This is a genomic window from Micromonospora sp. NPDC049529, from assembly GCF_055586685.1.
In genome coordinates, this window is record NZ_JBVJHT010000005.1 from 364332 (window position 1) to 383266 (window position 18935).

An 18935-nucleotide genomic window follows, 5' to 3' on the forward strand; every position below is an offset into this window, starting at 1 on the left:
CTGCTGAATGCCTGGGCGAACGGGCGTGTCCAACCGAGGGGCCTTCGCCCTGATGCCTAGACTCGCCGGGGTGGCCCACCCGTGAATCCGATCGATGCCAGGGGGCTGCTGTAGCGCTGGGAGCTGGGTGCGATGAGTCAAGCCAAGCTGGTCAGGGACAAGATTCCGCAGATCGTCCGTAACATGGGCGCCGAGCCGCTGACAAGGGTGGCGGAAGCTGATGAGTACCGGGGTCTGCTGCGGGCCAAGCTTGTCGAGGAGGTTGACGAGTTCCTGGCCTCGGAGGATCCGAAGGAGTTGGCAGACGTTTTGGAAGTATTACTCGCCTTGGCCGTTGACCTTGGTATCGACCGGGACCAGTTGGAAAAGCTGCGGTTGGCCAAGATTGTCGAGCGTGGCGGGTTCGCTGAACGAATCGTGTGGTTGGGCAATGCGCTGTTGGGCGATCGGATCGGCTACGGGAGTTTGCGAAACAACACCTGACCGGCGGTGGGTGAGCTGGACGGCAGGATCTGCTCCGGGGCGGGTCGCAGTCCGGCCCGCCTGCCGAGGGCGATGATTTCCCCGGCCGGTACGCCCTTCTGGAACGTGCCCTTGGCCTCGCTCGACCAGTAGCCGTCATGATGTGCTCGCCACTTGGCGGAGACGGCTCGTGGAGTGACGTCGGCCGGCGAGCGGGTGACGACGAGCAGGTGTCCACCTGGGCGAACGAACTGTGCAGCGTGCTGGATGGCCTGGATTCGCTTCCACGGGTCGGGCAGGACGTTGAGCACGAAGATGTTCGTAACCAGGTCGTACAGGCGATCGGGATCGGTGTTCCGGCCGAAACCGGGGTGAGGGTCCCAGCCATCGGCATCCAGCCCTGAAGCCCGGTAGTGGTCGACGTCGCTGCCCCGCCCGCAGCCGTGGTCGAGGATACTGGCGATGCTCAGCTTGGGAGCGAGGACGTCGACCACCGCGCGGGCGAACGGGGATGACCGGCCGCGGGTCATCGCGGTCTTGTGGGGTTGATACTCGGCGCGAGTGGACAGAGTTTCGACAGGCTCGGGTAGCAGCGCGAACAGGGTCTCCTGCTCGTCGTCGGCGAGTGGGGCAAGAGTGATGGGAACGTCGATAAGGATGGCGGAGTGGTCGGTGAATGCCCTGTCGCCAATTCGGGTGGCGTGGTCATAGCGCAGGGTGACCGCTGGGAGTAGATGGTCGGGAACGAGGGCCAGGTCGCAGCGGAACTGGCTGGGCCGACCCGATTGGTTGCGTTCGATGGTGAACTCGGGCGGGTCAGTCGCGGTGGCGTCGACCAGGCCGGCGTCTGCTAGCAGCGTGAGCAGTGGCGCTCGGTCTGCGATGCTGTTGAAGGTGCTGAATTGGCCGTTGTTCAGTCCGTCGATCGGACGAGGGGCGAGGTTGAAGTCTCCACAGGCGAGTGCCGGGCGCTCGTGTTCGCTTTTGATGATCTGGTGTAGCCGGTTGAGCTGTCTACTGCGCACCGTGGTCGATCCGCAATCAAGATAGGTGTTGTAGACCACGAGCCAGGCCAGTTCCAGGCGCTGTACGAAACTGTCGGGCCGTGATGCCGGCGGGACGGTGAAACGTTCGGCGATCCAGCAGAACAGGTTCCCGTCCCCGTCGACCGCCCGGAAGCCGGCAAGGTCGATGGGAATACGGTTCACGGGCTTCCAAGGTTCCTGTGCGACGAGCACGTCCACCTGGTGATAGTGCAGCCAGAGGGTGAGTCTGGCGCGGGCGGCGGGGTTGCCGAGACGCTTGTTCAGGTTGATCGATGCCATTCGCACGAGAGGTCTCCTGCAGGTTACGGGGCTCCGAGTCGGGTTTCTTCGCCAAAGGCGCGCCACAACATGTTGAGCGGATGTGTGGGCACGTACTGTTGTCGTTCGCCCTTTCGGGCGAATACGCCGGTGACCAGTGCGAGCATCGGGTCGAAGTCTTCGGCGAATGCGACGAGCCGGAAATCGGGGCTACCGGGCAGCCGCCCTTGGATGGCATCCCGCCCGATCGTCTCGGAGACGATCATGCAGCCGTGGGCCATGCCGGAGCGTAGCAACGCCAGACCGTAGTAGATGTCGTCGATGGTCGCCACGACGTTGAGCTGGTTGCGATAATCCCCGCCGTACCACCGCTTGAGGAAGTCCACGATCACACCACCGGACGGTATGACCAGCGGCACAGACGGTAGCCGGTCGACCCCGACCGCCTTCACTGGCAGCTCGCGGCGGGGCAGGTTGGTCAGCAGTACCAACCCTTCGCGATGCCATTCGAGAAAGTCGTACTGATCGGGCACCTCGGCGCGCCCCGCCGTGGAGGCGAGTCCACCGCACATCAGGTCCACCTCGTTGGTGTCCAGCCGCGTGAACGCGTCCTTGGTGCGTACGTGCAGGACCTTGAGTTCGATCTCGCGCGACGTGAACTCGTCGCTGACGCGCTGCCACACCCGGCTCAGGAGGCCGAGGGTGAATTCGGTGGTTCCCACAGCGATCGTCTGGCCCAGCCGCCGACGCGCGTCGTTGACCGACGCTTGCCAGGTGCTCAGCGTTTCGCGGGCCAGCTCGACGAACTGCTGTCCGGATGGGGTGAACAAAAAGGGCTGTCCCCGACCCTGCTTGATCACCAACAGCTCCCCGCACATCTGCTGGAAGTTGCGGTTGAGTGTGTCCAGTTGCTTTTGGACGCTGGACTGTTCTCGGCTCAACATCCGGGCAGCGCCGAGCGCGGATCCGGTCTCGGCCACCAATATCAATGTACGGAGCTGATCGAATGTGGTCTCCAACAGCCCAGGTCCGGTCGCCATGAACCCGTCGGAGCCCGGCATGCTTACCGGCCCAGTCCTGTCCTCCACGCCTCACCGCCGTCCCGCATTGATGGACTGTCCTGTCGTGCAGTTGAAGTGCACCACATCGCAGTTATTGCCGAAACCATCTTTGGATGTTCGTTAGTACATCTAGACGCCGCGATACGAACCAGGGAACATTTAACCATCGGTGTTCATCTAATAACAGGAAGGAGTCGACGAGTGTTGACGACAGGCGAGATCACGAAACTGATCCACATGGGTGAGATCGATTGGCATGGTGAACTGCGCGGAGACGGCCTCCTGCTGCGGCTGGGCGCACCCTTGCAGTTGTTGATCGCGGCATCGGACGACGGCACTGTCGACCTGACGGACCAGGCCAGTATCGAACGGCTCTACCAACCGCCCCGCGAGCAGTGGGACAGTTTCGAGTTGCCGCCCGGCCGGATGGTGCTCTGCCAGGTCGACCAGCCACTGCGGATCGGCTCCGGCCGAGCGGGCGCGATCGGGACGCTCTCGCACCTGGCCCGCGTCGGCCTGGCCACGCACGTCGCCAGCCCCTGGGTGCTACCCGGCTGGACTGGTCACCTCACCCTCGAACTACTCAATGTCGGCCCCGCTACCCTGCGCGTCCACCAGGGCATGCCGGTGGCCCGGCTGCTCCTGTTCAACATGGACGGCCCCAGCGCACCTGTCGACACACACCCGTTCTACGGCAGCGGCGGCCACCTCGGCAGCCGGTACGCCGACGAGTTCCCCGCCCACGAGTATCAGAGGTGACCGCATGGACTGCGCCTTCTGCACCGAGTTCGCCAGCACCGGTGACGACAGCCGGATCCTCGTCGAGGAGGCTGGTTGGGTACTCCTGCCCACCGTCGGCTGCTTCACCCCGGGTTACTGCCTGTTCATGCCCCTCAAACACGTCGACGCCGCAGCCGACCTACATCCCACCGAACTGGCGAAGGTCGAGGCGGTCGTGGAACAGATGCGGGCACGCATCGAGTCGGTGTTCGGGGCGACCATCCTTGCAGAACACGGCTCACGCGACTGCCGACTCGGGGCCGGCTGCTGCACCCACTGCCATCTGCACCTCATCCCGGTTCCCGACCCGGACGCGGTAACCGGCGCCTACCAGACCACCGGCGGCGCCGGACAGGGGCTGCGTGGACTGGCCGACCTACCCGCCGCGGCCAACGGCCCGTACCTTTACCTCTCGCCCCGACCCGGCGAGCACATGTTCTGGCCCGCCGACGCCCGCTTCGCCCGCCAATACGTACGGCGGGTCTGCGCCCAACTGCACGGCCTCGCGGGCCAGTACGACTGGCGCGATCATCCGTTCGTCCACAACCAACGCCTCACCGCGGACAGCCTGTGCGGTCTCCTCGACCAGCAGACGGCCTGATCGGCGGACTGCGATGTGTCACCTCCGATCCCAACTGCTGCACACACTCGACCGTGACCAACTGGCCGCTGCGGCGGCCGACCAGCGCTGGCCGAAGTGGTCGACCATGTGCCAGCTACGCATGCTCGGCAACCCCGTCCTCAACGGCGTCTGTGTCACTCCCGACGCCAGCGCCATCACCCTGCGCACGGCGGTCGTGGCCCTGGCAGAAGCAACCGGCGCCGCGACGCTGATGGTTCGCTCCGACGGCGGCGTGGAGACCCGCGCCTACTATCGCGGCGGCAACAGCCTCCCGATCGAGCAGATCGAGCCCCACGCCGCCGGTCTGCTGGCGGCCGGTAGGGCAGTCATACTGCTCGAACCCACCAACCGGTTCACCAACCAACTCTCCGTGCTGCTGCGCATGGACAGACCCGCGCCCGGACAATCCGGAACCTTCGTAGTCGAGGCCCTCGGCGCCGGCTACGACGTCGGCGACCTCACCCGGGGCGGGATCCGCCCTCAGGTCTCCGTCTCCATCGCCGGCGTCGCCTGGCATCGCTACGACAGACCCTGGTTTGCCGACCTCCGCGTCACCCGGGACCTGTCACCCGAAGTCGAACACGCTCGCAGGCAGGCCCGACTGCGGCGCCTCCTCCCCCACATCCGGACCGTCACGGGATCAGCCGCTCCTGACGACCAGGACCAAGCGTCCGTGAGCGCAGAGTGGTTGCGTGCCCAAGGGCACCTTGACCTCTGGCGCGACAGCGACCCCACCCAGCGGGTCATCCGATCCGTGCGGGACTGGTTCGACGTCGCGTTCCTGATCGCCGTCAGCCACCCAAACCGCAATTGGCGATGCCTGGCGACCTCGCTGTCCGACCTCGGCGCACGGCGGGTCGTCTACTGGGACGTCGTGGACGCCGCCCACAAGTACGGGACTCGGGGATGGGGAGTCGCATGAGTCGCGATGTCGTCTATCTGGACTATCAAGCCACCACCCCGGTCGACCAACGGGTCGTCGACGCGATGCTGCCATTCCTCACGGAGCACTACGCCAACCCGTCAAGCCCGCACCGGCCCGGTCGCCAGGCTGCGGGTGCGCTGCAAGCCGCCCGCCGACAGGTGAGGGCATCGCTGGGTGCGCGGCACGACACGGAGATCGTGTTCACCTCCGGCGCCACCGAAGCCAACCACCTCGCCGTTTTCGGCGCCGCCACCGCCAGCCGTCGACCCGGTGCCGATCACATCGTCACGACCTCCGTGGAGCACAGGTCGGTGCTGGCGACCTGCGACCACCTCGCCACCACCGGTTACTCCGTAACCATCGTGCCGGTGGATCGCGACGGGCGGGTGAACCCGGCCGACATCGCGGCAGCCATCACCCCGCGCACCATCCTGGTGTCGGTCATGTACGCCAACAACGAGATCGGCACGGTCCAACCGATCGACGACATCGCCGCCATCACGCGCCATCGCGACGTCCTGCTGCACGTCGACGCGGTCCAAGCCATCGGTGCACTCGACGTCAACGTGCACCGGCTCGCTGTCGACCTACTCAGCATCTCCGGGCACAAGATCTACGGACCAAAGGGCATCGGCGCCCTCTACATCCGCCGTGGTACGCCCCTGTGCCCCCAGTACGCCGGCAGCCAGGAGCATGGCGTGCGGGCCGGCACCACCAACCTCGCCGGCGCGATCGCCCTCGCCGAAGCTCTGCGCATTCTCGCGACCGAACGTGAACCCGAGGCCCGACGGGTCGCGAGGCTGCGCGACGGACTCGCCGACCGTCTCCTGGCCTTCCTCCCACACGCGCGGATCAACGGCAGCCGAGAGCACCGGCTACCCGGCAACCTCAGCCTCACCATCCCCGGTATCGACGCCGTCGACCTCATCGACGCCCTGCCCGACCTCGCTATTTCCACCGGCTCGGCCTGCACCAGCGGAGACGTCGAACCATCCCACGTCCTCACCGGGATCGGCCTGGACCGGACGGATGCACGAGCCACCATCCGCCTCAGCATCGGTCGCTACACGAACGAGAGCGACATCGAGCACGCTGCCCATCGGATCGGCACAACGGCCGCTCACTGTCTTGCCGGCACGTGGGCAGCCTGACTGTCCGCCCCAACAGGAGCCCGACTGGTGGTGCACCGCCGGCCGGCCGCTGAGGAGGACCGGCCGACCGGCGGTGGTACGGGCCGGTCGACTGAGGAGGATCAGCCGACCGGGGTCATCGACGCCCCCGTAGCCTGGGCCTCCTCGGCGAAGTGGCAGGCCACCGTCCGGTCCGAGGCGTCTTCGAGCCGGCGCGCGACCGGCTGCTCGGCGGCGCACCGGTCCCGGGCGAAGCGGCAGCGGGTGTGGAACCGGCATCCGCTGGGTGGGTTGGCCGGGCTGGGCGGGTCGCCGATCAGCATGATCCGCTCACCGAGCTTGCGCCGGTTGCGGTCCACCACCGGGGCCGCCGACAGCAGCGCGCGGGTGTACGGGTGCGCCGGGTTGTCGTACACGGTGGTGGTGTCGCCGATCTCGGCCAGCCGGCCCAGGTACATCACCGCGGTCCGGTCCGCCACGTGCCGGACCACCGACAGGTCGTGCGCGATGAACAGCAGCGCGATGTTCATCCGCCGTTGCAGGTCGCGCAGCAGGTTGACCACCTGGGCCTGGACCGACATGTCGAGCGCGGAGACGGGCTCGTCGCAGACCAGCACCTCGGGGTCCAGGGCGAGCGCGCGGGCGATGCCGATGCGCTGGCGCTGTCCGCCGGAGAACTGGTGCGGGTAGCGGTGCATCAGCTCGGGGGCGAGGTTGACCAGGCCGAGCAGTTCGGCGACCCGGTCCCGCAGGGCCGTCTTGCCGGTCACCCGCCGGTGTACGGTCAGCGGCTCGCCGATCAGTTCGAGCACGCTCATCCTCGGGTCGAGCGAGGTGTACGGGTCCTGGAAGACCATCTGCACCTGGCGGCGCAGCAGCCGCCGGTCGCGTCCCCGTACCCGGGTGACGTCGCGTCCGTGGATTTCGATGCTGCCGGAGTCCGGCCGTTCCAGTCCGACCAGCATCCGGGCCAGGGTCGACTTGCCGCAGCCCGATTCGCCGACGATGCCGAGCGATTCGCCGGCGTGCAGCCGCAGGCTCACCCCGTCGACCGCGCTGACCCGTGAGCGGCGCAGCCCGGACCGGCCGGTGGCGAAGGTCTTGTGCAGGTCCCGGGCATCGAGCACCAGGTCACCCGGGGACGGCGACATGGCGCACCTCCTCACTGCGGTGGCAGGCCGCGGTACGGCCGGCGGAGACGACGGTGGGCGCGGGGCGCTCGGTCCGGCAGCGGTCGATCACCCGGTCGCACCGGGGGTGGAACGGGCAGCCGCCGGGCTGGTGGGCCGGGCTGGGTGGGCTGCCGGGGATGGCGTAGAGGTCCCGTCCGCGCTGCTCGGCCTGCGGGACCGAGCGCAGCAGCGCCTCGGTGTACGGGTGCGACGGTCGGCTGAGCAGGTCGTCGGCGCTGCCGGCCTCGACCACCCGGCCGGCGTACATGACCATCACCCGGTCGGCGACCTCGGAGACGACGCCCAGGTCGTGGGTGATCAGCAGGACGGCCATGTTGAGGTCGCGGCGCAGTTCGTCGAGGAGTTCGAGGATCTGCGCCTGCACGGTCACGTCCAGCGCGGTGGTCGGCTCGTCGGCGATGACCAGTTCGGGGCGGAGCGCGATCGCCATCGCGATCAGGATGCGTTGCCGCATGCCGCCGGAGAACTGGTGCGGGTAGTCGTCGACCCGGCTGGACGGGGCCGGGATGCCGACCTGGCCGAGCAGTTCGACCGCGGACGCCCGAGCCTGCCTGCGGGACACCTGCCGGTGGGTGCGGAACAGTTCGCCGAGTTGGTCGCCGATGGACAGCACCGGGTTCAGCGCGGAGAGCGCGTCCTGGAAGACCATGCTCATCCGGCTGCCGAGGACCTCCCGGCGCTGCCGGTCGGGCAGCGTGAGCAGGTCGGTGTCACCGAGTCGGAGCCGGTCGGCGGTGACGGTGGCGTTGGGTGCGGACAGCCCCATCATCGCGCGGGCGGCGGCCGACTTGCCGGAGCCGGACTCGCCGAGCAGGGCCACCAGTTCGCCGGGTGCGACGTCGAGGTCGACGTCGACGACGGCGGGCACCGGGCCACGGCGGGTGCCGAACGTTACCGAGAGGCCGCGTACGTGCAACGCGGCGTCGGGCGGGTGACGCATGTGTTTCCTCCCGGTAAACCAAGTGGACGCTTGTGCCCGTAGATAGCTCAATGGGTAGCTGTTCTGCCCGTTCTTCTTTTGCATCTTGACTTCTGTGCCGGATTATTGCAAGCCTTGCATGGGTCGCCCCGGCTGCTGTTTTCGTCGGCCGGAGCGGCGACCACATCGCGCCATCACCAATCGGCAGTGCAGCGACACGGAGTGTCACCGAATAGCGGCATTCCGGGGTCACGAAGAGAGGGGCTTTGATGCTTGAGAGCGCAAAGCGATACACCGGTTACACCGCGTATGACTACCTGGAGCCGGGCAAGGACTACCGGGTCTTCGAGTACGCCGAACAGATCGGCCGCGTACCCGCCTACCAGGGGCTGGAGCTGTCGGACAGCCAGCGGGAACGGACCGTTCGGCTACTCACCGACGAAATCGTGATCTCGTTGCACGACCACGTCCAGGTCTTCCCGAAGGACATGGGTCAGCTCCGCGAACACATCCGTCAGGGCCGCGAACCCACCGGGTACCAGGGCCTGGCCCGGTCCGGCATGACCGCGGTCTTCGACAACGGCATGGACGGCACCTGCTGCATTTCCAGTGACGCCGGCTGGAAGTACCAGGACGTCCTTTTCGACCTCGGCGTCCGAATGGCCGACCTGGCCCACCAGGACTACGTCATCAAGGCCGAGTCGCTGCGCGACATCCACCGGGCGCACGAGACCGGGCGGCTGGCCCACGTCTTCGCGCTGGAGGCGGCCACCCCGATCGAGAACGAGGTCGACCGGCTCGACGTGCTGTACGGCTTCGGCGTACGGCAGATCGGCATCGCCTACTCCGAGGCCAACTACCTCGGCAGCGGGCTCAAGGAGCGGGGCGACGGCGGCCTGACGTACTTCGGCGAGCGGGCCGTGGAACGGATGAACAAGCTCGGCTTCGCCATCGACATCTCGCACTCCGGTGACCGCACCGCGCTGGACGTCATCAACTACTCCACCAAGCCGGTCCTGATCACCCACTGCGGTTCGCGCGAGGTGTGGCCGACCAACCGGATGAAGCCGGACGCCCTGATCAAGGCGTGTGCCGAGCGTGGCGGCGTGATCGGCATCGAGGCCGCCCCGCACACCACCCTCTCCGAGGCGCACCCCAACCACTCGCTCGAATCGGTGATGGACCACTTCACCCACCTGGTCGACAAGATCGGCATCGACCACGTGACGTTCGGCCCGGACACCCTCTTCGGTGACCACGTCGGGCTGCACACCGCCTTCTCGGGCAACCTGTCCATCTCCCAGGCGCACGGCCATGTCGAGCACCCGAAGGTGGAGTACGTCGACGGCCTGGAGAACCCGGCCGAGTGTTTCTACAACATCATCGGATGGCTGGTCAGCCACGACTACTCGGACGACGAGATCCGCAAGGTCGTGGGCGGCAACACCATCCGCGTTCTCGAGGAGGTCTGGGTCTAGATGCGTGTTCGTAAACCCCTCATCGCGGTCGCCGCCCTCGCGCTGGCGTCCACGGTCGCCGCGTGCGGCCCGTCCGCACCGTCGAAGACGGCCGACGGCGGCACCGACGCGACACTCACCATCGCCACCACCACCGACGTGGTCAACTTCAACCCGCTGGTCGGCAACAGCCGTACCGACAACTGGATCACCAGCCTGATGTACCCCCGGCTGCTGACCATCGATGCCAACGGCGCCAAGCAGCCCTACCTGGCCAAGTCGTTCGGCTACACCAACCCGACGACGGGCTACTACGAGCTGCGCGACGACATGAAGTGGAGCGACGGAAAGCCGGTCACGGCCAGCGACGTCGCGTACACGATCAACGCGATCCTGAAGGACAAGCCGGCCGGCAACACCACCTACGGCCAGCTGGTCAACGTCGACTCCGCCTCGGCGCCGTCGCCGACCCGGGTCGAACTGAAGCTCAAGACCCCGGACTCGACCGTGGTCAGCGAGGCCGGGTTCTGGATGAACGTGGTCCCGCAGCACGTCTTCGAGCCCAACGGCAGCGTGGCGAACTTCCCCAACAACAGCAACTGGGTCAGCGCCGGACCGTACAAGCTGACCAGCTTCGCCAAGGGGCAGAACTACACCCTGGAGCGGGTCACCCCGTACCCGTTCGCGCCGAACAACACCCCGACCGTGGCGAAGATCGTCTACCGGGTCTACCCGGACGTCAACACCGAGATTCTCGCGCTGAAGAACGGCGACGTGGACCTGATCGCCAACGCGCTGCCGCCGGCCCAGGTGAAGAACCTCCAGACCGCCAGCGGGATCAAGGTCGAGCAGGTGCCGGGCCTCGGCTACGCGCACATGACGTACAACATGAAGCGCAAGCCGCTGGACAACCTCAAGGTCCGCCAGGCGCTCGCGCACGCGGTCGACTACAACGCCATCCGTACGGTCGTGCTCCAGGGGCAGGCGGTCACCACCGGCTCCAGCCCGATCCCGCCGGTGCTCAAGGATTTCGTCGACCCGTCGTTGCAGGAGTACAACTTCGACCCCAACCTGTCGAAGCAACTGCTCGCCGAGGCCGGTTACGGACCCGGCAAGACACTCTCGCTGTCGATGATCTACTCGTTGCAGGACGCGGTCACCTCCCAGTGGGCGACCATCGTCAAGGACGACGCGGCCAAGGCCGGCATCACCATCAACCTGCAGGGGATGGACCGCAACACGTACCTGGCCAAGACCGCCGCCGGAGAGTACGACATCTACGCCGGCAACTTCGCCATCATGGACGACCCGACCACCAACATGGCGCTGACCTACCTGCCCGGTGGTGCGATCAACTACTCCCTCGTCGACGACCCGGCGCTCAACGACCTGATCACCAGGGCGCAGGCGAGCACCGACAAGGCCGAGCAGAAGTCGCTGGCCCAGCAGGCGGCGAAGATCGTCCACGCCAACGTGTACGACAACGTGATGTACATGCAGAACCTCTACTTCGCCCACAGCGACAAGTGGAGTGGATTCGTGATCAAGCCCAGTGAGCTGCTCTCCGTGGTGGATCCGCAGTCGCTGGCCAACGTGACGAAGAGCTGACGCCGATGCCCCAGGTTCGATTCGCGGTGCGCAGGCTCGGTAGGGGACTGCTGACCCTGTGGTTCGCCGCCACGGTCACCTTCCTCCTGCTCCGGCTGCTGCCGGGTGACCCCGCGCTGGCGGTGGCCAGCCCGAACATGACTCCGGAAGCGCGCCAGATCCTGCTCCACCAGTACGGTCTGGACCAGCCGCTGCTCACCCAGTACGCCAAGTACCTGTGGCAGCTGCTGCACGGCAACCTGGGGATCTCGTTCACCCAGCAGATCTCGGTCACGGACGTGCTCCTGGAGCGCCTGCCGTGGACCCTGCTGCTGACCATCTCGTCGCTCGTGGTGACGGTCGCCGTCGGCATCCCGCTCGGGGTGCTGGCGGCGACCCGCCCCCGCGGATTCCTGGACCGGCTGGTCCAGGTCGGCGGCGTGACCGGGCAGTCGTTGTTCGTCCCGAGCGTCGGCATCTTCCTGCTCTTCGTCTTCGGGCTGCAACTGCACTGGCTGCCCATCGGCGGCGCCTACAGCCCCGGCATCTACGGCGCGGCCTGGTACGGCGACGTCGCCCTGCACCTGGTCCTGCCCTGCTTCAGCCTGGTCCTGGTGCAACTCGGCTCGTACGTGCTGACCCTGCGCTCCACCCTGATCGAGTCCCTCGGCGAGGACTACTGCGTGCTCGCCCGCGCCAAGGGACTGCCGAACCGGAAGGTGGTCTGGAAACACGGGCTGCGCAACGCGCTGCTGCCCACCACCACCCTGGTCGGGCTGCAACTCGGCTTCCTGGTCGGCGGGGCGGTGCTGACCGAGACCGTCTTCGCCTACCCGGGCATCGGCCGGGGTATCTACGAGGCGGTGACCCAGCTCGACTTCCCGGTCCTCCAGGGCGCGTTCGTGCTGCTGGCCGCCACCGTGGTGGTCGCCAACGTACTCACCGACCTGGCCTACGGACTGCTCGACCCGAGAGTGAGGACGGCATGACCACCGCCGCCACCGCACCCGTCGGCCCACTGGAGACCGTCGTCACCGACCAGGTCACCGCGGCCCGAGCCACCTGGTCGGCGTTCCGCCGCAACCCGCTCGGCCTGGCCTCGGTCGCGATCCTGGCCGTACTCGTGATCGTCGGCGTCTGCGCGCCGCTGATCACCGCCTCCCCGTCCGGGTACGGCGACCAGGTGCTCCAGGCTCCCTCCGGGGCGCACTGGTTCGGCACCGACAACCTCGGCCGGGACATCTTCGCCGAGGTGGTCTGGGGAGCCCGGCTCAGCATCGTGATCGCCGCCCTCTCCTCCGCCCTCGCCATCGTCATCGGTGTGCTGGTCGCCGTGCTCGGCGCCTACTTCCCGAAGGCGGACACGATCATCGGCACCATCGTCGACCTCTGCCTCTCCCTGCCGGTGCTGCCGCTGATGATCCTCGTCGCGGCGCTGGCCGGGCCGAGCCTGGTCACCCTGGTCCTGGTCATCGCGTTCTTCTCCTGGCCCGAGGTGACCCGGGTGGTCCGGTCCCAGGCACTGTCGGTGGTCCGGTTGCCGTACATGGACGCGGCGAGGCTGACCGGCGGGTCACACGTCTGGATCATCCGCAAGCACCTGCTGCCGGCGGTCGCCCCGGTGATCGTCGTGTCGGTGGTGCTGACCGCCTCGCGGGCCGTACTGTCCGCCGCCGGCCTGGCCTTCCTCGGGCTCGGCGACCCGAACAGCTGGTCCTGGGGGCGGATCCTCTACGAGGCCCAGCAGTCCGGGGCGATGTCCAGCGCCTGGTGGACCACACTCTTCCCATCACTGGCGATGCTCGCCCTGGTTGTCTCGGCCACCCTCATCTCGATCGCCTACAACGACGCCCGCAACCCCCGCACCCGGGAGGACTAGCAACGATGCTGGAAACCCAACGGCTGTCACCCACCTTCTACACCGTGCTCCAGGACGACGTACGCGCCGACCTGGCCCGGTCGGGCCTCGACGCGATGCTCGCCGACGACCCCGAGGACGTCGCCTACCTGACCGGGTTCTTCCACCACCCCGGCGAGCGGCCGGTCGCGGTGCTGCTCCCGGTCGACGGCACCACCCGGCTGCTCCTGCCCGAGTTGGAGCGCGAGCACGCGCAGGCCCAGCGCAGCGCAGCCGAACTGGTCGCCTACCCGGAGTTTCCCGGACTGCGTCCCCAGTTCAGCTACCTCGCCCCGGTCACCGGCCGGATCGGGTACGCCGGCAGCATGAGCGTGGACCGGCTGGCCCAGGTCACCGCCGCCTTCCCGGGCGCCACGATGGTCCGTACCGATCTGGTCACCCGGGCCCGGTACCGCAAGCGGCCGGAGGAGATCGCGCTGCACGCGGAGGCGGCCCGGATCACCGACCTGATGCTCGCCGCCGGCCGTACGCTGATCGAAGACGCCGTCGCGGGCGGCGGTGAGCTGCCCAGCGAGGCCGAGCTGGCCGACCACATCACCACAGTCGGCACCCGCACCATGTACGCCGAACACGCCGACGTGGTGGTCGTCTCGCCGCTGGCCGGCGGGCTGGTCTACGCCGGTCCGAACAGTGCCCGCCCGCACGCCCTGCCCTCCGGTTACCGGCTGCGTCCCGGTGACACCTTCATGCTCTCCCTCGGCTGTGCGGTCGGCGGTCGGTTCGTCGAGGGGGAGCGGACGTTCATCCTCGGTGAACCCAGCGCCGACCAGCGCCGCTACTACGAGGCGGTCCGGCAGGCTCAGCAGGTCGGCGGCGAGGCGCTGCGTCCCGGTGTGTCCTGCTCGCGGGCGAACACCGTGTGCCTGGACGTGATCCGGGCCGCCGGGCTCGGCGAGTACCTGCGGCACCGGCAGGGCCACGGCATCGGGCTGGGCATGCACGAGCCGCCGTGGCTCGCCGACGGTGACGACACGCCGCTTCAGGCCGGCATGGTCGTCTCCAACGAGCCGGGCATCTACATCCCCGGCCACGCCGGCTACCGCATCTCCGACTCGATGCTGATCACCGACGACGGTGCCCGGCCGTTCACCTCGTACCCCCGCTCCCTCGACGACGTCGTCGTCGCGCTCTGAGCAAGACCCCGTAGGAAAGGAAAGGCCCGTGCGGCTCACCATCAACGGTAACGTTCTAGAGGTCGAGGTCTTCGGCGCGGACGACGCGCCGGTCCTGATCGCCCACCACGGGGCGCCCGGCCTCGGCTCGCGGTCCGAACCGAGGACCACCTTCAGCCCGTTCGCCGACACCTTCCGCGTCATCGTCTTCGACGCCCGCGGCTCCGGCGTCAGCGAGGGCAACGGCCCGTTCAGCCACGAGCAGTGGGTGGCCGATGTGGACGGCCTGCGCGAGTGGGCCGGCGTCGACCGGTTCGTGATGGCCGGCGGCTCGTACGGCGGCTTCATCTCGATGGAGTACGCCATCCGCCACCCCGAGCGGGTACGCGCCCTGGTGCTGCGGGACACCTCGGCCGACCACGAGAACGACAAGGCCGCCCGGCACAACGCCCTGACCTCCACCAGGGTCACCATCGACGTGGAGAAGCTCGACCGGATCAACGACGGGCTGACCCGCGACGACGCCGACCTGCGCGACTGCTGGCGGGAGATCCTCCCGCTCTACGACCACGTCTACGACCCGGCGAAGGTGGCCGAGCGGGTCGAGGCGACGCCGTACCGCTACGAGACGCACAACTACGCGTTCTCCGTCAACATGCCGAACTACGACATCAAGTCGCAGCTGCACCGGATCACCTGCCCGACCCTGGTCACCGTCGGCCGGGACGACTGGATCACCCCGGTGGCGAGCAGCGAGGTAATTGCATCCCTGATTCCGGACGCTAGGCTCGTCGTGTTCGAAAAGTCGGGCCACTCGCCACAGATCGAAGAGGCGCAGCGGTGGCGACAGGTGGTCCGGGACTTCCTCCACGAGATTGGCGCCGATGAGCAGTAGCACCGACCACCTCGACGACCTCGACCGGCGGATCATCGCCGCGTTGCAGAGCGACGGTCGGGCCAGCTGGACGGAGATCGCGGAACTCTCCGGCAGTTCGGTCGCGACCGTCGCCCGACGAGGCCAGCAACTGCTGCGCGAGGGAGTCGTACGGGTCGCGGCGATCCCCGGCAACAACCACGCCGGGGCGGCGGACCTGTTCGTGCTGCGCATCACCTGCGAACCCGGTACGCAGATGGACGTGCTCGCCGAACTGGTCCGCCACGCCGACCTGCGCTTCCTCAGCCTGGTCACCGGCCCGTACGACATCCTGGCCGAGCTGAACCTGCGCCGGGAGGAGTCGTTGCAGGCCCGGATCGTCGAACGGATCCTCGCCATCGACGGGGTGCAGCGCTGCGACACCGACCTGACCCTGCACGTCTACAAGGTGTCGCACGACTGGAGCCGGCAGCTGCTCAGCGACGCCCCGCCGGAGGAGGTGGCGGAGGCGCACCAGTGCGACCCGAGCCACTTCGACGCGGTCGACCGCCAGATCATCGACCTGATGCGCGAGGACGGCCGGTCCAGCTTCCGCACCGTCGCCGCCGAGGTCGGGCTGAACGAGAGCACCGTACGGCGGCGCTTCGAGACGCTGCTCGGTCGTGGCTGCATCCTGGTCACGACCCTGGTTCCGGCCCCGGCACTGGGGTTCGAGTCGGAGATCGTCCTCAACATCACCGTCGCCCCGCCGTACCTCGACTCGGTCGCGCGGACCCTCTCCCGCTACCGCGGCGTGCGGTACGTGGCGGCGATGCTGAGCAACAACGCGCTGATGTGCGAGCTGATCCTGCCGACCACCCAGGACCTGTTCCAGTTCACCACGAACACCCTCGGCCGGTTGGAGGGCGTACAGGGGTGGACCGCGAGTGTGGTGCTGCTGGTGCTGCGTCGTGGGTTCGTCGAGACGCCGTGGTGGCGGGGCAGCATCGAGACCGCGCAACGGTGACGCCGCTCCGGGTGAGCGGAGCCCGGCGCGGAGGTCGAACCCGGCGCGGGGGCGTGAGTGGAATCCGGTGTGGCGGGCGCGGCGCGCCGCACGGTTGAGGTAGTGGCCCGGTTGCGCTCCGGGGTCGCTCCCGTGTTCCGGCTGGTCACGTCCGTGGCGTCGGGGACTCCGATCCGGCCGGCCGGACCGCCCGCCTTACCCGGTCGATCGGGGCAGGGGACGGGGTCTATGTTGTGGTGGCGTTTCGGGTGGTTCGGCGCGGTTGCGCCGCCCGATGTCGCGCCCACCGGACCAGGGGATCGGCGTGTTCGCCGAAGGCTCGGGCGGTGCCGGTAGGACCCGACCAAAGCCAGGCCGGCAGCGGCCGGGCCCCGAGGAGAGGGAGCGCAACCCGATGTCTGGAGTCCAGGGCCGGCACTGGCAGGACGATCCGGCGAACGGGTCGGCCATCGGGCGGGGCCGTACAGCCGGCCAGGGGGCGGTCGACGGGCCGCCGCCGGAGGAGGACGCCGACCTCGCCGCCGCCGTACGCGCCACCACCCGGATGCGTACCGCCTTCTACGTCGTGGTGCTGCTGATCGCCCTCGGTGGGCAGGTGTCCGGCGCGATGGAGGCGCTGGCCATGCCCTGGTACGTGGCGCTGCCGGCGGTCGGCGCGCTCGAACTCGGCGGCATGGTGGTGCTCGCCAACGCGGACGTACGCCGCCGGTTGGGCGAGCACGCCACCCTCTCGCGGTTGCTCTCCGCCGCCATCGCCGGGGGAGCGGTGGCGTTCAACTGGCTCGCCCACGACAACCACCTGGAGGGCGGCTTCTACGGCGGCATGTCGTTGCTGGGCTACCTGGTGTGGTTGATGAACACCGAGAACAAGCGCCGGGACCGGTTGCGGGCCAAGCGGCAGCTTCCGCCCACCCCGCCCGCGTACGAGGTGGTCGGGCACTGGCTGCGGCACCCGATGCTGACCCGGCGGGCCCGTTCGCTGGCGAAGGCCGCGCCGGGACTGGGCCTGTACGGCTCGCTGGACGCGGCCCGCACCCAGGTACGGATCGAGCGCCGGCAGGCCGCCCTGGCCAAGGTGCTGCGGCGGAAGATCAGGCGGGCGCTGGACGGCACCACGGCCGACATCGCGGTGGCCGTCTACGACCTCGACGAGATCGCCCGCAGGTTGGCCGAGCGCGCCGACTACGACGGGCTGACCGCGCTCATCGCGGCGGACCTCGCACCCGCCCGCGTCCTCGCGGGAAACCTGCCGGCCGGCCGCCGCCGACGGTGGCGACGGCGTGGCACACCGCTGGACGCCGCGGTGCTCGCCTCGGCCGGACAACTGCTCACCGATGCCCTCTCGCCTGCGACGCAGCCCCTGGCCGGCCCGGACAGCCGCTCCGTAACGGCGGCGTCGCACGCCGCCGTCGACGCCCGGTCGATCTCGGCCGCGTCCCGCGACGAAGCCGACATCCCGTCGATCGACGAGGCCCGGCTGGTTGCGGATACGTCCTCCGCTGACGACGGTCCCCGTTCGGTTCCGGGTACGTCCCGTGGGGATGACGGGCACGGGCGCGTCGAGTCGGTGTCGACGGCGGTGGTCGACCGGGCTGCCCCGGCGGGGGAGCACGTCCTGGCGGTGGCCGCGCCGACCGTCGGGGGCGATCCGGTCCCGGTCCGGGTCGATGCGGCAGCCGTGCCCACGCGGTCGACGGCCGGGCCGGATGGTCCGGCGGACGAAACCGCAGCAGCAGTGGTCGAGCGGCCCGTCCCGGTCGTCGCCGCTCGCGCCGACGAGGACGCGCCGCGGTCGGATCCGGAGCGGAACGCAACCGTCGATCCGGGGGACCGGTCGGAGTCGGGTCGTCCCCGGTGGGACGCGCTGACGGCCGAGGTGAGTGCGATCTTCTCGACCGCGCAGCGCCGACCACCGCGTACGGCGCCGGAGCGGGAGGCAGGGTCCGGTCGGACCGCACCCGAGCGGGACAACGCGCCGAGCCGGACCGTGCCGGCGCGGGAGTCGTCCGGCCGCGCCGGGGCCGAGCGGCGGTCGGTGTCGGCACGGATCGGGGCCGAGCGGTCGCCGGAGTCCGCACGGGTCGCGGACGAAGAGGAGCCGGTACCGGAGCGGGGGATACCGGCCGAGCCGGCGGACGGCCCGTCGACCGTACCGCTGCTGGACCGTCCATTGCCCGACCTGGTAGCTGCGGCGGCAACCCGTACCCTTCCTCCGTCGCAGGTCAACTCCGTGTCGGCGGCCGAACCGGTGCGGCCGGCCCGAGGCGTGGCGTCCGTGCCGTCCAGTACCGAGGGCTCGCTGCGGGCCCGGGTCTACGGCCTGCTCGACGAGGAGGTGCGGGTCGGCGACGACCGGGAGAACCCCGCCCTGACCGAACTGGTGGTGAGCCGACTGGGGCTCAGCTCGACCGAACGCGCCACGGCGTCGAAGTACGTCAGCCGCTGGCGCAACGACGTGGTCGCCGGACGTCGTACGCCGGCCGCCGAACGGCGTCTGCCGGTCGTACCCGGCCAGTAGGCGCGCCGCTCGGTCGGCCCACCCGGCCGGCCCGCGCCGCCGGTGGGGGCGACGTCCGGGAACGGAG

At 68.8% G+C, this 18935-nt stretch carries 17 protein-coding genes; 13 read left to right on the forward strand and 4 right to left on the reverse strand.

Annotated features, from left to right (window positions below):
* The first annotated feature begins 132 nt into the window (after positions 1–132).
* Positions 133–483, forward strand: coding sequence for a nucleoside triphosphate pyrophosphohydrolase (locus ACZ6QQ_RS11070; RefSeq protein ID WP_465875793.1), 351 nt, complete (start codon positions 133–135; stop codon positions 481–483).
* Here the strand turns inward: ACZ6QQ_RS11070 and ACZ6QQ_RS11075 are convergent.
* Entirely contained in the window at positions 456–1787 is a 1332-nt protein-coding gene (locus ACZ6QQ_RS11075; protein ID WP_465875794.1) for a methyltransferase domain-containing protein, read from the reverse strand. The genes ACZ6QQ_RS11070 and ACZ6QQ_RS11075 overlap by 28 nt on opposite strands.
* Positions 1788–1810: 23 nt before the next feature.
* Positions 1811–2827 carry a LysR family transcriptional regulator gene (locus tag ACZ6QQ_RS11080; RefSeq protein WP_465875795.1) on the reverse strand — a complete coding sequence of 339 codons (1017 nt, stop codon included), beginning with the start codon at positions 2825–2827 and terminating at the stop codon, positions 1811–1813.
* Positions 2828–3028: 201 nt separating this feature from the next.
* On the opposite strand from ACZ6QQ_RS11080, the gene ACZ6QQ_RS11085 reads away from it, so the two are divergent.
* The 4 genes from ACZ6QQ_RS11085 to ACZ6QQ_RS11100 all read left to right on the forward strand — a co-directional run bounded on the left by ACZ6QQ_RS11085 (position 3029) and on the right by ACZ6QQ_RS11100 (position 6305).
* Positions 3029–3586, forward strand: a complete 558-nt coding sequence (locus ACZ6QQ_RS11085; RefSeq protein ID WP_465875796.1) for a dCTP deaminase — start codon at positions 3029–3031, stop codon at positions 3584–3586.
* Positions 3587–3590: 4 nt separating this feature from the next.
* Positions 3591–4208, forward strand: a complete 618-nt coding sequence (locus tag ACZ6QQ_RS11090) for an HIT family protein (RefSeq protein ID WP_465875797.1) — start codon at positions 3591–3593, stop codon at positions 4206–4208.
* A gap of 121 nt (positions 4209–4329) precedes the next feature.
* On the forward strand, positions 4330–5151 hold the full coding sequence (locus tag ACZ6QQ_RS11095; RefSeq protein WP_465875798.1) for a hypothetical protein: 822 nt from the start codon (positions 4330–4332) through the stop codon (positions 5149–5151).
* Positions 5148–6305 carry a cysteine desulfurase family protein gene (locus ACZ6QQ_RS11100; protein WP_465875799.1) on the forward strand — a complete coding sequence of 386 codons (1158 nt, stop codon included), beginning with the start codon at positions 5148–5150 and terminating at the stop codon, positions 6303–6305. Before ACZ6QQ_RS11095 ends, ACZ6QQ_RS11100 begins: the two co-directional genes overlap by 4 nt.
* Before the next feature lie 101 nt (positions 6306–6406).
* Here ACZ6QQ_RS11100 and ACZ6QQ_RS11105 read toward each other — a convergent pair whose 3' ends face one another.
* Together ACZ6QQ_RS11105 and ACZ6QQ_RS11110 are read right to left on the reverse strand one after the other, a co-directional pair.
* Positions 6407–7435, reverse strand: a complete 1029-nt coding sequence (locus ACZ6QQ_RS11105; protein WP_465875800.1) for an ABC transporter ATP-binding protein — start codon at positions 7433–7435, stop codon at positions 6407–6409.
* On the reverse strand, positions 7416–8417 hold the full coding sequence (locus ACZ6QQ_RS11110; RefSeq protein ID WP_465875801.1) for an ABC transporter ATP-binding protein: 1002 nt from the start codon (positions 8415–8417) through the stop codon (positions 7416–7418). Before ACZ6QQ_RS11110 ends, ACZ6QQ_RS11105 begins: the two co-directional genes overlap by 20 nt.
* Before the next feature lie 248 nt (positions 8418–8665).
* Between ACZ6QQ_RS11110 and ACZ6QQ_RS11115 the strand changes: the two genes are divergently transcribed.
* The 8 genes from ACZ6QQ_RS11115 (at position 8666) to ACZ6QQ_RS11150 (ending at position 18868) form a co-directional block, all read left to right on the forward strand.
* Positions 8666–9874 (forward strand): dipeptidase, encoded by a 1209-nt coding sequence (locus tag ACZ6QQ_RS11115; protein ID WP_465875802.1) that lies wholly within the window; start codon positions 8666–8668, stop codon positions 9872–9874.
* Complete coding sequence (locus tag ACZ6QQ_RS11120; protein WP_465875803.1) at positions 9875–11461, forward strand: ABC transporter substrate-binding protein; 1587 nt, start codon at positions 9875–9877, stop codon at positions 11459–11461.
* Positions 11462–11466: 5 nt separating this feature from the next.
* Positions 11467–12429: an ABC transporter permease gene (locus tag ACZ6QQ_RS11125; protein WP_465875804.1), complete on the forward strand. Its 963-nt coding sequence runs from the start codon at positions 11467–11469 to the stop codon at positions 12427–12429.
* Entirely contained in the window at positions 12426–13319 is an 894-nt protein-coding gene (locus ACZ6QQ_RS11130; protein WP_465875805.1) for an ABC transporter permease, read from the forward strand. Before ACZ6QQ_RS11125 ends, ACZ6QQ_RS11130 begins: the two co-directional genes overlap by 4 nt.
* 5 nt (positions 13320–13324) lie before the next feature.
* Entirely contained in the window at positions 13325–14491 is a 1167-nt protein-coding gene (locus ACZ6QQ_RS11135) for a M24 family metallopeptidase (protein WP_465875806.1), read from the forward strand.
* Between the two features lie 28 nt (positions 14492–14519).
* Positions 14520–15365 carry an alpha/beta fold hydrolase gene (locus ACZ6QQ_RS11140; protein ID WP_465875807.1) on the forward strand — a complete coding sequence of 282 codons (846 nt, stop codon included), beginning with the start codon at positions 14520–14522 and terminating at the stop codon, positions 15363–15365.
* Positions 15355–16350 carry an Lrp/AsnC family transcriptional regulator gene (locus ACZ6QQ_RS11145; RefSeq protein ID WP_465875808.1) on the forward strand — a complete coding sequence of 332 codons (996 nt, stop codon included), beginning with the start codon at positions 15355–15357 and terminating at the stop codon, positions 16348–16350. Before ACZ6QQ_RS11140 ends, ACZ6QQ_RS11145 begins: the two co-directional genes overlap by 11 nt.
* A gap of 394 nt (positions 16351–16744) precedes the next feature.
* The gene (locus ACZ6QQ_RS11150; RefSeq protein ID WP_465875809.1) at positions 16745–18868 is read left to right on the forward strand and encodes a hypothetical protein; all 2124 of its coding nucleotides are present in this window, start codon (positions 16745–16747) and stop codon (positions 18866–18868) included.
* Positions 18869–18935: the final 67 nt, after the last annotated feature.

What these genes read in the sequence shown, in the direction of transcription:
- ACZ6QQ_RS11070 (WP_465875793.1), top strand. Translation starts at nt 133, where the DNA reads ATGAGTCAAGCCAAGCTGGTCAGGGACAAGATTCCGCAGATCGTCCGT.
- ACZ6QQ_RS11075 (WP_465875794.1), bottom strand. Translation starts at nt 1,787, where the DNA reads ATGGCATCGATCAACCTGAACAAGCGTCTCGGCAACCCCGCCGCCCGC.
- ACZ6QQ_RS11080 (WP_465875795.1), bottom strand. Translation starts at nt 2,827, where the DNA reads ATGCCGGGCTCCGACGGGTTCATGGCGACCGGACCTGGGCTGTTGGAG.
- ACZ6QQ_RS11090 (WP_465875797.1), top strand. Translation starts at nt 3,591, where the DNA reads ATGGACTGCGCCTTCTGCACCGAGTTCGCCAGCACCGGTGACGACAGC.
- ACZ6QQ_RS11095 (WP_465875798.1), top strand. Translation starts at nt 4,330, where the DNA reads ATGCTCGGCAACCCCGTCCTCAACGGCGTCTGTGTCACTCCCGACGCC.
- ACZ6QQ_RS11100 (WP_465875799.1), top strand. Translation starts at nt 5,148, where the DNA reads ATGAGTCGCGATGTCGTCTATCTGGACTATCAAGCCACCACCCCGGTC.
- ACZ6QQ_RS11105 (WP_465875800.1), bottom strand. Translation starts at nt 7,435, where the DNA reads ATGTCGCCGTCCCCGGGTGACCTGGTGCTCGATGCCCGGGACCTGCAC.
- ACZ6QQ_RS11110 (WP_465875801.1), bottom strand. Translation starts at nt 8,417, where the DNA reads ATGCGTCACCCGCCCGACGCCGCGTTGCACGTACGCGGCCTCTCGGTA.
- ACZ6QQ_RS11115 (WP_465875802.1), top strand. Translation starts at nt 8,666, where the DNA reads ATGCTTGAGAGCGCAAAGCGATACACCGGTTACACCGCGTATGACTAC.
- ACZ6QQ_RS11120 (WP_465875803.1), top strand. Translation starts at nt 9,875, where the DNA reads ATGCGTGTTCGTAAACCCCTCATCGCGGTCGCCGCCCTCGCGCTGGCG.
- ACZ6QQ_RS11125 (WP_465875804.1), top strand. Translation starts at nt 11,467, where the DNA reads ATGCCCCAGGTTCGATTCGCGGTGCGCAGGCTCGGTAGGGGACTGCTG.
- ACZ6QQ_RS11130 (WP_465875805.1), top strand. Translation starts at nt 12,426, where the DNA reads ATGACCACCGCCGCCACCGCACCCGTCGGCCCACTGGAGACCGTCGTC.
- ACZ6QQ_RS11135 (WP_465875806.1), top strand. Translation starts at nt 13,325, where the DNA reads ATGCTGGAAACCCAACGGCTGTCACCCACCTTCTACACCGTGCTCCAG.
- ACZ6QQ_RS11145 (WP_465875808.1), top strand. Translation starts at nt 15,355, where the DNA reads ATGAGCAGTAGCACCGACCACCTCGACGACCTCGACCGGCGGATCATC.
- ACZ6QQ_RS11150 (WP_465875809.1), top strand. Translation starts at nt 16,745, where the DNA reads ATGTCTGGAGTCCAGGGCCGGCACTGGCAGGACGATCCGGCGAACGGG.